Origin of the sequence: Moraxella sp. CTOTU48717 (assembly GCF_032057165.1) — a bacterium.
GTDB lineage: Bacteria > Pseudomonadota > Gammaproteobacteria > Pseudomonadales > Moraxellaceae > Faucicola > Faucicola tetraodonis.
This window is the reverse complement of record NZ_DAMBBC010000032.1, coordinates 1-16,209: the sequence shown is the minus strand read 5'-3', so window position 1 is coordinate 16,209 and position 16,209 is coordinate 1. Positions and strand designations below refer to the sequence as shown.

Sequence of the window (16,209 nt, the reverse complement as noted above, 5' to 3'; positions counted from 1 at the left end):
TATTGTATTATACCAATTTAATGAACTTTTGTGTGTTTATTCGTGCAAAGGTTTCAACTATAATAACAAATTCGATAAAATCCCACAGTAAAAAAACGTGACATCACTGGCAAAAGCGCCCGTTGAAAGATAACGGGCGAATGCAGACTATAGACAAAGTATGCCAACCACCAGAACGCCAAATACCAAAACACCGCGGCGTTTTACACCCAAACATTAACTGTATGTAAAATAATTTAAATTTTGGGGTCAATAGGTAGGCAAAAAAACCCAAATCACGTATGATAAGTCGTAAATTTTATCGTTCACCATCTCAAAGCGGTTTGACAAATGACATCTATCACAACACTATCAAAAAAACTGGCAGTCCTGCCTTTGGTTGCCGTAATTAGCAGCGTCAGCGTATTACCAGGTTGCTCATGGTTTAGCGTGTACAAAATCGATATCCCACAAGGCAAGCCGATTCATGAAGACAAATTAAGCCAAGTGCAAGTGGGTATGAATGCCAATCAAGTGCTGTATATACTAGGTAGCCCAACCTTTAGAGACACCCTAAATCCAGTACGTTGGGATTACCTGTATGATTTTACCCCAGGTACTAACGCCAAACGCGCCAACAAGCCAGCGATTCATAACGCCCAACAATACGCCAAAATTTATTTTGACCAAAATGGTATTGTCACCCGTATCGAGCGCCCAGCGGTGACTCAGTAAGTTTTTCTGACTAAAAAAAGCCAATCATTGCCGTGATGCTGTGATTGGCTTTTTTTGTGCGCTACACAATAATACCGGCTCACACCCTCATCGGTTGGATTTTTTGGACAGTAATTTGCGTTTGTTTTGCGGGTCGATGGTTAAAGGGCGATAGATTTCGATTCTATCGCCTGTGTTGATCGCACTTTGCCAGTCTAGTTTATGGGAAAACACACCGACACTATAGCTAAAAATCTGCGGATACTGCTGTTGCCAGCCTGTTGCATTGACTGCATCAATCACGCGGCTATCATCAGCAAGTTGCAGGGTTAACCGCAACTGTGTTTGGCTATCAGGCGCAAAGGCTATATCAACAGTAATCATTTTGCCAATCCTAGCACCCACCCCACCATCGCCAAAATCACCGCCAATGGCACAATAATACGCACCGCAATGCGCCAAAGGTTATATAAGCCTTCTGAGCTAAAATTCAATGATTTGCGCAAATGGCTGATTTTCATTTGCCAGCCTGCAAATACGGCTAGCCATACCGCCGTGACTAAACTTATCACGATAATCAGCTGATTGAGCCAAGCAGTTGGTACCATGGCTAGCGCAAGACTAAGCACTGCCAATACCACCAATGCCAAAAAATTAAATTGCTGTTGTTGCCAACGTAATGACACTTGATGGGTCAAGATATGCAGTAAATAAGCCGCCCCTGCCAGCATTGCCAATGCATTCAGCACTGCCGCCATCGTGCTGTTTGGCGATAAAGTCATGGCAATCAGCGCACCCACTAATAACTGAAAACTCCACACAGGTAACACATAACGACTCGCGGATTCGCGTGCGTCATCGGCAGCCGTATTGCTCATCGTGAGCATTTGGTGGGTGCGCGCATGCCAGTATAATCCCGTACCTGCGCCCACACAGACTAGCGCTAACACTACCGCCCCTGCCCACTCCGTCAAGGACGTCGCTGTCACCTGCCACGCCACAAACCCACCCTGCATGACATTGACAACCAACGCGGCAACGGCAAAACCGACCGCCAACCAACCTGCCAAATGCTTGATAAAACTCAAACCAATCACTATCAGCACCATGATGGCTAACAAGGCAGGCAGAGCAATATTGCTCACCAGCGGATGGATAATCTCGCCACTACTCGCCAGTAAATGCCCCACAACCGCCAGCAACAGCACAATAGTCAACCAACCAAACCCGCGCCAAACCGTTGACACGTCAGCTTCACGGGTCAGCATGGGCAAACCGACCAGCGGCGACGTACCACTACGATGCGCCAAACCAATTTCTGCAAACACCAATGGCAACCCGACCAAGGTCATCGCCACCAGCCACAACAACCAAAAATCAATCTGCCCAATGTAGTCACGGCTAAACCAAGTAAAAACCAGCAGCGGCAGCAAGCTTGCTATCAAAATCGGCTGTAAACGATTAAATGGCATGGTGTTGGATTCCTTTGTAGCGGTGGTTTATTGTCACAAAATTATTTGATTCGCTTCGCTAAAGTGATTTTAAGAAAGTGATTTTAAAAAAATGACTGTAAAATTTAACAGTGCAAAACTAAATCGCCGCTATTTTAGCAAACCCACACCGTATGCAAAACCCACCAACGCAAAATCCACACAAACTTATCAAAAATAGTGGTCAAAATAAAAAACCCTGCTTGTCACAGGGCTTACTTTATGGCTTCACATTATTGCTTCATATTAAAAAGCGCGGTTACACGTGCGGTAAAATCGCAGGCATTAAATCATGAAAGGTACGACCTGACGCGGTTTCACCAATGGCATGCATTTTCCACTCACCGTTATGACGATAAATTTTTGCCAAAATCAGCGCTGTATGACTGCCTTGGGCTGACAAATCATAACGGGCAACTTCACTGTTATTACTAGCATTCACCAAACGACAAAACGCATTATTGACCGTGGCAAAAGTTTGACCCGTAAAGCTATTGACAGTAAAAACCAAGGCTTGCACATGGTCAGGGATACGAGATAAATTAACATTAATCACTTCGTCATCGCCATCACCAGCACCAGTGCGATTATCGCCTGTGTGTTGTATGCTACTGTCTTTTGACTGCAATTGTCCAAACCAAATCGCATCCACCATTTGTTTGTTGGCATCAAGCATGATACACGACGCATCCAAGTCAATGCTGCCGCCTGCGCTGCCACCACCACCGAACAAGCCACCCAAAAATCCACCTGATTTTTGCGGCGCAGCACCGACATCCCAACCCAGACCCATTTTGATTTGACTGAGTGCGCCACCTGCTTCTTTTTCTAACGAGATTTTTTGACCTTTCGATAAATTCACTGCCATGTTGGTTTCCTTATTTTATTTTTTTACTATTCTATCTAGCTATGTTTTAAGCTATGTTTTAAGAGGTTAATAACGGTTTAGCACAAATTGATTATAACAAACCGCCCAAAATACCTTCATTGCCACCGCGTCCGCCTGAGTTTGACCCCAGTAAACTTTGAATCCAGCCTTGGTAAGTATCACGGTTGCGCGAGCAAATCACTACTTTGCCCTGACCTGAGAACTTTAGTACCATGCCTTCGCCGCTCGTGACTGAATTGATGATATTGCCCAAAAAGCCTTTTTTCTGGCTGGTTGCCATTGATAGGCTATATTGCAGTCGGCTATCCCAGCATACCACGTGACCATTATCAATAATCACATCTTTATCAGTCGTGACATCAATCTCAAACAAAGAGCCAAACCCCGATACCACGAGCTGACCTTGACCTTGCGTTTGCATGACCATAAAGCCCCCCGTATCGCCAAATACAGCGCCGCCTAAATTGCGCTGTATATTGGCACGCAAATCAACGCCATTAGTCGCTGCCACAAAGGCACCGTCACTAAGCGTATACTGATTGGCACCGACGTCTAAGATTTGCATATCGCCATCAAGTGTGGGCGCGAGTAAGCAGTCACCCTCACCATTGACCGCTTCAATTTGCTGTTGAAAAATCGACTCGTCATTGGCAAATCGGCGCATCAAAGCTTGCATGATGCCGCCACGCATTTGACCTTTAAGCTCAAGATTTGACTCCATCATAACCATGGCATTGGATTCGCAATAAATCGAATCGCCTTTTTTGAGATTACAATGCAAAAATGGCTCAATCGTCCCAATCATACTAAACGTCGCTGCCATAGGTTAATGTATCCTTATAGACTAGGTGGCAAAAATGATAATAAAAGTAGCTGAACTTAAAAAAGCACTTAGGCTTAAAAAGTGCTCAAGCTTAAAAAGCGCTCAGGCTAGAAAAATGGTTATGCTGAAAAAAAGGGGCAAGCCGATGCCACCCCATTGTTAAAAAAATGTTAAAAATTTTTAGCCAAAAAACTAAACAGCAACGCCATATGACGCAGCCAATGGCCCTAAACCGCCAGCAAAACCTTGTCCAACCGCGCGGAATTTCCACTCGCCATTGTTTTTATAAAGCTCACCAAAAATCATCGCCGTCTCGGTGCTGCTGTCTTCTGACAAATCATAACGAGCCACTTCGGCGCCGCCTTGGGTATTCACGATGCGAATATAAGCGTTTGCTACTTGACCAAAGTTTTGGTTACGCGCTTGACCCTCATAAATCACCGCACAAAATACCACTTTGCTTACATCAGCTGGGACTTTAGACAAATCTACTTTGATGACTTCATCATCGCCATCGCCTTCACCGGTGCGGTTATCACCCGTATGCTCTACTGAGCCATCGGATGATTTTAGGTTGTTAAAGAAAATAAAATCTGCATCTGTTCGTACTTTACCCGATTCATTGACCAAAAACGCGACCGCGTCTAAGTCAAAGGCTTGCCCGTCAGTGGCACGTGGGTTCCAGCCAAGACCAACGGCCATGTTGGTTAAATTCGGTGCTTCCTTTGATAAATTAACATTACCACCTTTGGTTAAGCTAATTGCCATTGTTTTATCCTTTGTAATAAATTTTTGAAATCAAATAAGAAAATCGATGTCCGTTGTCATGCGCTGCGCCTTTCACGCTCAGACTACAAGTGCCTAGAACAAAAGCGCGCCCAGAATAAAAGACTCAAACACCGTAAAAAATCGCCTAAAAAAACAAAACGTGAGCCGAAACTCACGTTTTAACTATACCTTTGGTGGTAGAATTTGTCCACCATTCGGCTACATTAAGCTGTTATATTTATGTGTCAAAAGCTTAAGGGATATTAAGCTCAAGCCAGCATCCTAAATACCGCTACTCTTAGGCATGAGCCTCAGTCTGTTTAGCGCCTTTTAGCGTCTTTCAGTGTTTCGCCAAGGCTGCTTCGCGTTTACGGTAACTGATAGAGTTAATCACTGCCCATACGATAAAGGCAATCCCAATCAAACCCGTCACGATTTCTGGCACTTCGATATGCACAGTTGCCAATAGCATGATGACCGCCAACGCGCCAATCGCATAATGCGCGCCATGCTCTAGATAAACAAACTCATCAAGCGTGCCTTTTTCTACCAAGAAAATGGTCATGGATCGCACAAACATCGCACCAATTGCCAAACCGAGCATGATGATAATCACGTCATTGGTAATGGCAAACGCACCAATCACCCCATCAAAACTAAACGACGCATCGAGTACTTCTAGATACAAGAAACCTGCGATACCGCCTTTGGCAATCGCGCCCGCGACTTCTTTGCCTTCAATCACATCGGGGGTTGATTCATCATCATGACCCGCCCCTTCTAAAAGGCTTGATAACACATTGGTGGCTAGATAAATCAAAATACCAAATACCCCTGCGGTTAACACCACCGATTTTTTGGCGTCTTCCACCCAATATAAAGCGGTCATTAGTAGTACCAAGGCGACAAACACGCTCATGGCATCGACTTTGCCAAATCGTGCCAATTTACGCTCTAGCCATTCAAACCACATCACTTCTTTTTCATCAAAAATGAAGTTTAAAAAGACGAGCAACAAGAACATCCCACCAAATGCGGCAATCTCTGCATGATGCTCCATCAGTTTGGCAGAGTATTCCTTGGGGTTGTTAAGCGCCATATTGATGACATCCATCATGCCCATATCGGCAGTCACCGCGACGATGACAATCGGGAATACCAGACGCATACCAAATACCGCGATGAGGATACCCACAGTCAAGAAAATCATTTTCCAAAACTTATCCCACGTTTTGAGTACCGAGGCGTTAACCACGGCATTGTCAAACGACAGCGAGATTTCCATCACTGCCAGAATAAAGGTGATAAATAACGCCGAGAGCATGGCACTGACACCACCATGTGAAAAACCCCACCACGCTGCAATTGCCAATGCAATCGTGGTAAAGACAATATCAAAATAAAAATGTCTCATAACAATCCTACAAATTGAAAAAATTAACGGCTAATAAAGTCATCTAACGCGTAAGATGATTGGATGTGCCTATCTTACACAACTATTTGTTCAATCATACTACAAATGTGTTACCAAACAATTGATTGCACGCTTAAACCACGCATTATGGCAAATATTCGCCAACTTGATGCATTTATGGGTACAATAGCCACTTTTAATTTTTTAAACCAAGTGCTAACTGCAAAATATTGCGATTAGCCTGTGTTTAAACCCTGTTTGGAAGCGTCGCGGTATGTTAGAAAACTTTATCACCCTTGTTCTGATTCTTACCCCCTTGGTGGTCGGGTTTTTGCTGCCATTACCGCAACGATTCATGCCGCTGGTAGACAAGCTACTGACCAACTTGGTGTTTGTGATTTTAACCTTTATTGGTCTTTCGTTGTCGCAGATTCCTGACTTATGGGCGCAGATTGGGTTTATTGGCACCAATGTGGCGATATTGGCGATTTGTACCCTAGGGGCAGGTTTTATCAGTTTGCTGATATTTGACAGGCTGCATCCTTGGCAACGTGCCCTCCCCCATGAGCATAGCCAAGCAGGTTTTAGCATCACCGGAAGTCTCGTTCAGTTGGGCTGTGTGGTATTGGGTTTTGTACTAGGCAAATTATTGCCAATAACGGATTTGCCGATTGATGGCATCATCAAGGGCTTGTTGATTTTGCTGATTTTGTTGGTGGGTTTTCAGTTGTCGCATTCGGGGATGACGTTGCGGCAGGTATTGGTCAACAAACGCGGCGTACAAGCCTGTGTGATTTTTTGTCTCAGTGTGGCAGTCGGTGGTTTAGTGTATGCACTGATAATGCCTGATGTGACCTTCACCCAAGGCTTAGCGCTATCCTCTGGCTATGGCTGGTATTCGTTGTCGGGAATTATCATGACTGATGCGTATGGCGCAGTTTGGGGAAGTGTGGCATTGCTCAATGATTTGTTACGTGAGTTCACGGCGCTACTGTTTATCCCTATGCTGATTGGCAAATACCCCACCACGGCGGTGGGTTTAGGCGGGGTAACCACCATGGATTTTACTTTGCCGGTCATCCAAAGCTCAGGGGGGAATGAAGTAGTTCCGCTTGCCATGAGCTTTGGATTTTTGGTCAATATCATCTCACCGGTGTTAATGGTGGTATTTTCAAGTTTTGGCTAATCACACAATCAATACGCGCAAAACTCAACTTGTTGGTCGCCATACGGGCTGCGTACGGTCACATAATGCAGACCTTTCATGATAGATAAGTTTAGTAAAAAACATTTGTTTGTGTTATTAGCCCAATAAAAAACCCCGCTCATGTCGTCACACAATCGGGGTTTTCATATTCGCTAATACGATTATTTTTGCTAGTACAATTATTGGGCTAACGCAGGATAATCCGTATAGCCCTCTTGATCGCCACCATAAAAAGTGGCTGGGTTTGGTTGATTAAGCGGCGCATTTTGCTGAAAACGCTCAACCAAATCTGGATTTGCAATATAACTACGACCAAAAGCGACCGCATCAATTAAGCCATCACGAATTAGCGCGTCTGCTTTTTCTGCCGTATAGCCACCTGCACCGATAAGCACGCCGTGATAAGCATCACGAATTTGGCGACGGAATTCTGCGGTAAAGGGTTTTCCACCTGCCCAGTCTGGCTCAGAAATATGTAAATAGGCTAGGTTAAAGCTATCAATCAGTTTGATGATTGCTAATGCATCGTCTTCGCTACCGGCATCCACACCATTAAATTGACCCAGTGGCGAGATACGGATACCTACTTTGTCACTGTCAATGGCGTTAGTGACTGCGGTCAAAATTTCTTTCAAAAAGCGCATACGGTTCTCTAAGCTACCACCGTATTCATCGCTACGTTGGTTGACGCTCTCATACAAGAATTGATGAATCAAATACCCATGTGCACCGTGGATTTCAATAACATCCATGCCCGCTTCAATCGCATTACGCGCGGCGCTGGCAAAATCATCGACGGTTTGTTTGATTTCTGCGGTGGTCATCTCACGCGCTGGCGTGGCAGTCACACGGTATACTTTGCCTTCGTCATCTTTTAACGAGGTGCGTACCGCATCACCCAAATCCACGGTCGATGCTGATACAGGCGGCTGACCTTGTGGGCGTAAGCTATAATGCGATACTAGCCCCGTGTGCCATAGCTGCATAGCGATATGACCGCCTGCTTGGTGTACGCTATCAGCAATCATTTTCCAGCCTGCAATTTGTGCGTCACTAAAAACACCGGGCGCACCTGCGTAGCCTTTGGCATCGGCTGAGATATCAGTGGCTTCTGTGATAATCAAACCACTGCTAGCGCGCTGGGTATAATAGGTTGCCATGAGTGGCGTTGGCAAGCCACCAATATTTTTTGTTCCATTTGGCAAATCAGCACTACGCAGACGGGTCAATGGCGCCATAAAGACGCGGTTTGGCAAGCGCATCGCGCCCACGTTAATCGGTGATAGAAGAGCGGAGTAAGACATACATTCCTCGTGATTGTTGATTCATCTTTCGTTGAGTTATTGGACGCTGCTAGCTTCAAGTTATAACGAACTTGATAAAAAAATTGCTGCAGCATCCTTGTTTATAAGGATTTTAGACTTATATACGTTGCTAGCAAACGTCGTCACAGCATAATTTTCACAGGTTAATCTGCTGTTAGAAGCTTGAGCAAAGACTACGTTTTAGCAAGCATTTGTTTTACAAATCATTTGTTTTTAAAAAGCTTTTGCGAGTTTTAGACAAATTATTGCAATTGCTTTCACTATTTTATTCTATGATAGCGCTGTGTTTGAGCGTAACGTTTACTTAATAAGTGCCATGGTGCATTTTTACAAGTGGCAATGTATTAACAATAACAAATTCTTAAGGATCGGCATGAATAATTTCCAATATTACAACCCTGTGCGTATCGTATTTGGCGAAGGTCAAATCAAAGAACTCGCCAATCTTGTCCCTGACAATGCCCGTGTACTTATCACCTATGGCGGCAGCTCTGCCAAAAAAACCGGCACACTCGATGAGGTCAAAACCGCGCTACAAGGTAAACAACGTGAAATCTTTGAATTTGGCGGTATTGAGCCAAATCCAGAATTTAATACCTTGATGAAAGCCGTCGATATGGTACATGCCAATAACATTGACTTTTTGCTCGCTGTCGGTGGTGGCTCAGTACTTGATGGCACCAAATTTGTTGCATTGACTGCCACCTTAGATGACGACAAAGACCATGAAAAAGCGTGGGAAGCATTAAAAGGATATACCCGTGATATTCAAAATGCGCTACCGCTCGGCACTGTACTCACCATTCCTGCAACAGGCTCAGAGATGAATTCAGGCGGCGTTATCAACCATAGCGAGCGTCATGCCAAATTGCCTTTTGGTAACCCGCTAGTATTCCCGCAGTTTTCGATTCTTGACCCTGCCAAAACCTTAACGCTACCTGAGCGTCAAGTGATGAATGGCGTGGGCGATGCGTTTGTGCATGTGATGGAGCAGTATCTAACTTACCCAGTCAATGCCAAAGTCCAAGATAGTTTCTCTGAAAGTCTGCTCAAAATCTTGATTGAAGAAGGCCGTGCCGTCAAAGCCAACCCTAACGACATGGAAACGCGTAAGAACATCATGTGGACAGCGACAATGGCACTCAATGGTCTCATTGGCACTGGCGTACCACAAGACTGGACCACCCATATGATTGGGCATGAACTCACGTCCCTACACGGTGTTGACCACGCCCGCACCTTGACCATTGTATTGCCTGGGGTGATGCGTGAGCTCAAAGATAGCAAAAAAGACAAGCTGCTACAGTACGCCAAAAACGTTTGGCATATCACTGAAGGTAGCGATGAGGATAAAATCGAACAAGCGATTGTCAACACCGAAAACTTTTTCCGCGAGCTTGGCTTACCGGTGAGATTGTCAGATGCCGACCTTGATGCGTCTGCAATTGCGCCAATTTTAAGCCAATTAGAAGAACATAATATGGTCAAACTTGGTGAACATCGTAGCAATGATTTGGCAGTGTCTGAGCGGATTTTGCGCGCAGCGATTTGATGATATAAAAAATGGTATAAAAAAAGACCTAGCCATTTGCTAGGTCTTTTTTTGTGGTAGCAACAGTTAAAACCCGTTGGGATTTGCCAATTCATCATGCCCATCTTTATCAATCACTTTTGGCAGTGGCAATGCCATACCGACACTACTAGGCGTCTCTTGAATCACCACAGGCGGCGGCTGGTAACGGGTAATCACTTCATTGCCCTGCTCATCTTCGCTGAGCACATACTGGTAGCCTTTGCGATTAAAGCGTTTAACTAGCCTTTGATACCACCCTGCAAAACCTGTCGTGGGTTCGTTAGGGTTATGATAAAACGCATTCATCACTGCAGGTAGCCCAAGACCACATACCACGCCGGACATCAATACCACGATAAAGGTATAACCCACCAAAAAGCTGCTATAAGGCTGCAATTCTGGGACGTTAGAAACCGATAAAATCAACGCCAAAGAAATCGCCCCGCGTACCCCACCCCACGATAAAATCGTCAAACTGCCGTTATAACTGGTTTTTCGGACATCAGACAACAGGCTAAATGACGCAAAATTTGCCAAAAAACGGGATAAATGCAGACAAATAAATGCCACCACACCGCCCAAAATCAACGAGGTATTTAGCTCTAAAATAAACAGCTCCAGACCGATAAGGGTAAATAAAAATGAATTGATAATCCCCTCAATGGCGTGCCAAAAGTGATTCACATAGGTGATTTCACCTTCTTCTAAAATCTGGTGCCAACGGTTACCGACAATCAAGCCACCGACCACACAAGCAATCGGCGCGGAAGCATGGGCATATAATGCCACCAAATACGACCCACACGCCAAAAATGCCGTGGTCAAAATCAGTGACTCCATCTCGTGTTTACCGCTTAAGATACGCAGCGTCATTTGCCCAAAAAACCAACCAATAATCCCTGCGACCACGATTTCATACAATAACACTTCTACTGTGGTCACGATGCTAAAGCCATTGCCTTGCAGACCATGCAAAATAGTCATAAACAGCGCAATACACACCGCATCATTGAACAGCGACTCACCTTCTAGCTTAATCATCAAATGGCGCGGCGCTTTGATAGAGCTAAGCACGCCTTTAATGCCAATCGGGTCAGTCGCACCCAGTGCCGCGCCCAATAACAGCAATACTGCAAACGGGATATTTGCCCCTGTGAGCCACTGAAAGCCAAACATAAGGCTTGCAAAAAACAGCGCACACAGTGCCAATGCGATACTTGCCAAAATCCCAATCGGTTTCCAATAGTTTTTGAGATCGGACACCTTAAACGTCAGCGCCGATGACGTCAAAATAAAACAAATCACCCCATTGATTAAAAAATCGTAAAGATCGATATCACGCACCGCATTTTGGATACTGGTGATATTGATGGTAATAAACTCGTTGCCATTGAGCAGGCTTGCGCTCCACTGCAAAATAAAAACCAGTAGCGCCGACACAATGGGCACCCCAATGGCTTGTGGAAAGTCCAAAATCCGCTTGTTAAATAGCGTGGTAATGATGGACAAGGCACAAACGGCTGCAAAAATTTGTAAAAAAATAAAATTTCCCATAGGCGTTTTTTTAGCTCTTAATTCTATAAAACACTGTCACCAAAGCCATTTTTAGCCGTGACAAAGCAAAAATACTTCAACAAAAATAAAACCCTACCACAAACTGTGGTAGGGTTTTACCGTAAGCAATTGTTGGCGCAAATGCAAGCAATTTTTGTGATTAATATCTCTTAAACCGTGTTGGCGACATGATGCAGCCAGCGCTGAATCATCACATCAAGCGCTTCAGGCTTATAGGGCTTGGTACAGTAATCTTGCATACCCGCGTTAAGATATACTTCTTTGTCCCCATGCATGGCGTGTGCCGTCACTGCAATGATGGGCGGCAACTGATTGAACGACTGTTTGAGTATTTTGGTGGCTTCCACCCCATCCATGATGGGCATTTGATGATCCATCAAAATAATGTGATATTTGCTAGGGTCAGCTTTATAAAAATTGACGGCTTCTAACCCATCTTTGGCTCGGGTGACTTCATAGCCATATTTTTTTAGGCTTTTGACCGCGACCATGGCATTTAGCTCATTGTCTTCTGCTAGCAGAACATGGGCAGGCAGACGTTCTAGCGGTTGTATTTTGGTTTCATCATGACTTTGGTGCCACTGCTGATAGCTGATTTCATCAGTTGCTATCATTGGTAGAGATAGGGTAAAGGTCGAGCCTTTATTTTTTTCACTGGTTACCTTAATCGTGCCGCCCATCCCTTCTGCCAACGCTTTGCACACAGATAGCCCTAGCCCTGTACCCCCATATAAACGATGGGTAAACTTATCAGCTTGATTATACGCATCAAAAATCACTGCCAATGATTCAGGCTTGATGCCAACGCCCGTATCAATCACATTAAATTTGATTTGGTGCTTATCACAGTCATTCATGGCTTGAATGGTCACTTTACCCTGTTTTGCGGTAAATTTGATGGCGTTATTGACTAGATTCATTAAAATCTGTCGCAGGCGCACCGGATCGGTGTTGACATATTTGGGCAAGTTATCAGGGTAATCGAAGGTTAGTTCCACGCTGTTGTCTTTTGCAGGGGCTAAAAAGCATTGATACACGTCTTGGCATAGCTGTGCTAAATCAACGGGGATACTCTCAAAACGTATCTTACCTGATTCTACTTTGGATAAATCTAAAATATCGTTGACGATGGTAAGCAGATGCTCATTGGATGTTTTAATCGATTTGATATAGTGTTGCTGCTGCGTATCAAGCGGTGTCTGCTCAAGCAATTCAAGTATGCCCATGATACCATTCATCGGCGTGCGAATTTCATGGCTCATATTGGCCAAAAATGCGGTCTTTACCTCATCGGCGCGCTCAGCTTTGTAACGCTGCTGACGTAATTTTAAGGTATCACTGACCATCGCCGCCAAATCTGCTAGCACGTGTTGTTGATTGGCATCAAAATCTTGATGCGGCTGGTCGTCAATCACACACAGCGCACCCAAAGCAAATTCCCTACCTTGACTGTCGTGAACCAGGATGGGTGCACCAGCATAAAACCGAATATAAGGGTAACCGGTAACCAAAGGATTGTTTTTAAATCGGGTATCTTGGTGAGTATCGAGCGTGACAAAGGTGTCGTTTTGTGTAATGGTGTAATTGCAAAAAGCAACATCACGGCTGGTTGAAGGTTCTTTTAGACCAATTCTTGATTTAAAAAATTGTATATCAGCATCCAAAAAAGTAATGGCGACAATCTTAGTACCAAAAAATGCCTTAGCCAAAGCGCTAATACGCTCAAATTCGGCTTCTTTGTTCGTCTTGATGATATGGTACTCATCCAATACCGCTAGACGCTGTTTTTCATTGCTTGCTATAGGATATGATATCATCTCGTTAACACCGTCCTACTACGTGATAAAATTTAAACGCTGAGGTTATTTTAACGCTTCAGCAACCAACATCATCCCCACCACTGAGGTCACGGCAACGGCCGATCCATAACCACCACAATGCAAACCACCTGCTTGACAAGACTTATCAACAATCGGCGGCTGTGATGAAAACACACAACGGATACCGAATTTTTCTTTCATCGTACGATTGATACCATAATCTTGACGAAGTCGCTGTCTGACTTTAGCCAGTAACGGATCTTGGTAAGTATCCTTAAGATCTGCCACCTGAATTTGGGTCGGGTCCGTCTTACCACCTGCCCCACCCGCCATAATTAACTTTAATTTATTGAATCGGCAATGTAGCGCAAGCGCAAGCTTGGCATTCATATCGTCGACACAGTCTAACACCACAAGCTGTTTACCTGACTGTTTAAGCTGTGATTGCAAGGCACGATTAGGTATTAACAATTGTACGTTATCTTTGCTCAAAAAATCGTCAATCAAATGTAATTTGATATGGGGATTGATTTCTTTGATACGTGCTGCCATGGCTTCAATTTTGCTTTTACCAAAATTGCTATCGGTAGCGGGTAATTGTCGATTGACATTGGAAGCTACTAGCACATCCATGTCAATTAATGTCATCTCGCCCACACCTGTACGAGCCAGTCCCTCAGCTGCCCATGAGCCCACCCCGCCCACGCCCACTATATACGCATGCAGATTCTCAAACTTACTAAATTGCGCGGCACCATACAGTTTTTGGGTGCCCGCAAAACGGCGTTGGTATTGGGCATCAGTTAATGTCATATCAGGCGTCATTTCGGCTGTCATTGTCATGGTTTATCTTAATCTTGGTCAGGGTTTATATTCAATTTGTTTGGGATAGGATAATCCCAAGTGACTTGTAGTGCAGCGCAGCTATTTTGCCACAGCTGCTCGGCGAGCCGTGATTGATCTTTTTTCAATAAGTCTGATAACGCTGTCAACACGTACGGCAGATTGGCAGGTACATTGCGCCTACCGTGCGTCTCATGACAGGGCAGCGGTGTAAAGTCTGGGCAGTCCGTCTCAATCACAATAGCATCGAGCCCAATGGTTTTCACAAGCTCTGTAAGAGTGTGGCGCAGTTTTTTGGCATTCGGATTGGTCACTTGCCCGGTGATGCCGATTTTAAAGCCCAAATTGACCAGCGCTTTGGCTTCTTGGATGCCGCCACTAAAGCTATGGGCAATCCCGCCCTGGGTGAATTTTTGTGCTTTTAACATCTTAATCACATCGCCATGCGCGCGGCGAATATGTAGCAGCGCAGGCAGTTGGTAGTGTTTTGCCAATTCAAGTTGCTGACCAAAAAAATCTTGCTGCCTAGCGTAATTTTCCGCAGTTTTCATCGGTGCAGTAAAAGTATCAAGCCCGATTTCGCCAATCGCAATGGGTGAATATTGCTGGATAAACTGCTCTAGCCGCTGCAAATCGTTGTCTTTATGCTCCGTGATATAAAAAGGATGCAACCCAAAAGCTAAATGCGCCAAAGGTGTGGCTTTGCCTTGCTGCCCATAACCTTGCATTTGCTGTTGGCACGCCACCATTTGTGCAAAATACTTTGCTAAAAAGCCTATCAAAACCAGATGATGAACGCCATTATCCCATGCCAATTGTGATTGGATCTCGCGGTCATGATCGAAGCTATCCACATCAAAATGGGTATGCGTATCAATTAATGGTAATGGTAATGGCAAATCAAACGAGCAAGTCGGATCATTTATCATAGTCATATCATTTCAAATACTGTGGTTTGACATTGCCGTTTAGCTCGCTGTAAGGCACCGTCAATTGCGGTGCAGCCCACGCACGTCATCTATTTATCCTTTATTTGTTATCTGCCCATAGCTTTACATAAAAACTTTAGCCATTGTTTTAGTTATGGTTATCCTGCTCAGTATTTTTATTGATAGGCGGCTCAAGTTTATTTGTAGCGGATAGACTTTTAGGGGACTTGGTAACTTTATCAGCCTGTGGACTACTGCGTCTAGGTATCAACAATAAAGCTGTCGCAGCAACCCCTAGTTTAATCACCCTCGACATTCTCATACCTTCCTTTCCCTGCCTTAGTTTTTCAACCTTAGCTTTTAACAGTAATGCCATAAAAAAACCCATCAGTCGATACCCGTTTAATGGTGGACTAATGGGCTGTTTTCAAATGCCGTTATGTATATAGCTGTTATATGATAACGTAATTTTATAAGTAATTGATAAGTTTTAGAATTTTTTACCCAATACTTTAGCAGCTAGCTCTTTACCCATGGTAAATGCGGTAGTCTTGGCAGATTTCGTGCCATTTGAATTTACCGCAGCATTGTCAGCAGGCTCATTGTCAACCGGTGCCGGATTATTTGCTTGGTTTCCGGCCTTGTTTTCAATGGTCGGCTGGGTTTTGTTACGACCTTTTAACATATAGTAAGCGGCACCAAGTACGCCAAGTTTAATAAGGTTTGATTTGTTTACACCATTGGGAAATTGCATAGTATCCTCACTATTGTTGTAGTTGTTAAAATTTTAAATTATTTAAATTAGTAGAAACCTTTGCACGAATAAACACACAAAAGTTCATTAAATTGGTATAATACAA

General features: G+C 44.3%; 16 protein-coding genes. 3 read left to right on the top strand and 13 right to left on the bottom strand.

Translation table 11 applies throughout. The annotated features are described in order from the left end of the window. Positions 1-330 precede the first annotated feature (330 nt). Positions 331-714: an outer membrane protein assembly factor BamE gene (locus RT084_RS12185; protein ID WP_227522670.1), complete on the top strand. Its 384-nt coding sequence runs from the start codon at positions 331-333 to the stop codon at positions 712-714. Between the two features lie 87 nt (positions 715-801). On the opposite strand, the gene RT084_RS12180 is transcribed toward RT084_RS12185, so the two are convergent. The 6 genes from RT084_RS12180 to RT084_RS12155 all read right to left on the bottom strand — a co-directional run bounded on the left by RT084_RS12180 (position 802) and on the right by RT084_RS12155 (position 6,077). Further along, entirely contained in the window at positions 802-1,077 is a 276-nt protein-coding gene (locus RT084_RS12180) for an RnfH family protein (protein WP_065262955.1), read from the bottom strand. Then, positions 1,074-2,165 carry a hypothetical protein gene (locus RT084_RS12175; protein ID WP_312383779.1) on the bottom strand — a complete coding sequence of 364 codons (1,092 nt, stop codon included), beginning with the start codon at positions 2,163-2,165 and terminating at the stop codon, positions 1,074-1,076. The genes RT084_RS12180 and RT084_RS12175 overlap by 4 nt, the downstream gene beginning before the upstream one ends. A 277-nt stretch (positions 2,166-2,442) precedes the next feature. Beyond that, positions 2,443-3,051 carry a TerD family protein gene (locus RT084_RS12170; RefSeq protein ID WP_007115781.1) on the bottom strand — a complete coding sequence of 203 codons (609 nt, stop codon included), beginning with the start codon at positions 3,049-3,051 and terminating at the stop codon, positions 2,443-2,445. A 91-nt stretch (positions 3,052-3,142) separates the two neighbouring features. Further along, positions 3,143-3,895 carry a TIGR00266 family protein gene (locus tag RT084_RS12165; protein ID WP_282841822.1) on the bottom strand — a complete coding sequence of 251 codons (753 nt, stop codon included), beginning with the start codon at positions 3,893-3,895 and terminating at the stop codon, positions 3,143-3,145. 192 nt (positions 3,896-4,087) lie between these two features. Next, a complete protein-coding gene (locus RT084_RS12160) occupies positions 4,088-4,663 on the bottom strand; it encodes a TerD family protein (protein ID WP_312383776.1) in 576 nt (191 codons plus the stop codon). Between the two features lie 340 nt (positions 4,664-5,003). Continuing rightward, positions 5,004-6,077: a DUF475 domain-containing protein gene (locus tag RT084_RS12155; protein ID WP_313100292.1), complete on the bottom strand. Its 1,074-nt coding sequence runs from the start codon at positions 6,075-6,077 to the stop codon at positions 5,004-5,006. 274 nt (positions 6,078-6,351) lie between these two features. Between RT084_RS12155 and RT084_RS12150 the strand changes: the two genes are divergently transcribed. Further along, the gene (locus RT084_RS12150; RefSeq protein ID WP_050325433.1) at positions 6,352-7,263 is read left to right on the top strand and encodes a LysO family transporter; all 912 of its coding nucleotides are present in this window, start codon (positions 6,352-6,354) and stop codon (positions 7,261-7,263) included. A gap of 200 nt (positions 7,264-7,463) precedes the next feature. On the opposite strand, the gene nemA is transcribed toward RT084_RS12150, so the two are convergent. After that, complete coding sequence (gene nemA / locus RT084_RS12145; RefSeq protein ID WP_076775105.1) at positions 7,464-8,588, bottom strand: N-ethylmaleimide reductase; 1,125 nt, start codon at positions 8,586-8,588, stop codon at positions 7,464-7,466. Positions 8,589-8,982: 394 nt separating this feature from the next. Here nemA and RT084_RS12140 point away from each other — a divergent pair, with 394 nt between their 5' ends. Beyond that, positions 8,983-10,161, top strand: coding sequence for an iron-containing alcohol dehydrogenase (locus tag RT084_RS12140; protein WP_312383772.1), 1,179 nt, complete (start codon positions 8,983-8,985; stop codon positions 10,159-10,161). A gap of 66 nt (positions 10,162-10,227) precedes the next feature. Here the strand turns inward: RT084_RS12140 and RT084_RS12135 are convergent, their stop codons facing one another. The 6 genes from RT084_RS12135 to RT084_RS12110 all read right to left on the bottom strand — a co-directional run bounded on the left by RT084_RS12135 (position 10,228) and on the right by RT084_RS12110 (position 16,103). Then, positions 10,228-11,736 (bottom strand): cation:proton antiporter, encoded by a 1,509-nt coding sequence (locus tag RT084_RS12135; protein WP_312383771.1) that lies wholly within the window; start codon positions 11,734-11,736, stop codon positions 10,228-10,230. Between the two features lie 170 nt (positions 11,737-11,906). Next, on the bottom strand, positions 11,907-13,574 hold the full coding sequence (locus tag RT084_RS12130; RefSeq protein WP_312383770.1) for a GAF domain-containing hybrid sensor histidine kinase/response regulator: 1,668 nt from the start codon (positions 13,572-13,574) through the stop codon (positions 11,907-11,909). Between the two features lie 45 nt (positions 13,575-13,619). Further along, the gene (locus RT084_RS12125) at positions 13,620-14,420 is read right to left on the bottom strand and encodes a tRNA threonylcarbamoyladenosine dehydratase (protein WP_472796108.1); all 801 of its coding nucleotides are present in this window, start codon (positions 14,418-14,420) and stop codon (positions 13,620-13,622) included. Positions 14,421-14,428: 8 nt separating this feature from the next. Next, positions 14,429-15,349 (bottom strand): TatD family hydrolase, encoded by a 921-nt coding sequence (locus tag RT084_RS12120; protein ID WP_312383768.1) that lies wholly within the window; start codon positions 15,347-15,349, stop codon positions 14,429-14,431. A gap of 148 nt (positions 15,350-15,497) precedes the next feature. Further along, a complete protein-coding gene (locus RT084_RS12115) occupies positions 15,498-15,725 on the bottom strand; it encodes a hypothetical protein (protein WP_312383767.1) in 228 nt (75 codons plus the stop codon). Between the two features lie 114 nt (positions 15,726-15,839). Next, positions 15,840-16,103, bottom strand: a complete 264-nt coding sequence (locus tag RT084_RS12110) for a hypothetical protein (protein ID WP_312383766.1) — start codon at positions 16,101-16,103, stop codon at positions 15,840-15,842. Between the last annotated feature and the right edge of the window lie 106 nt (positions 16,104-16,209).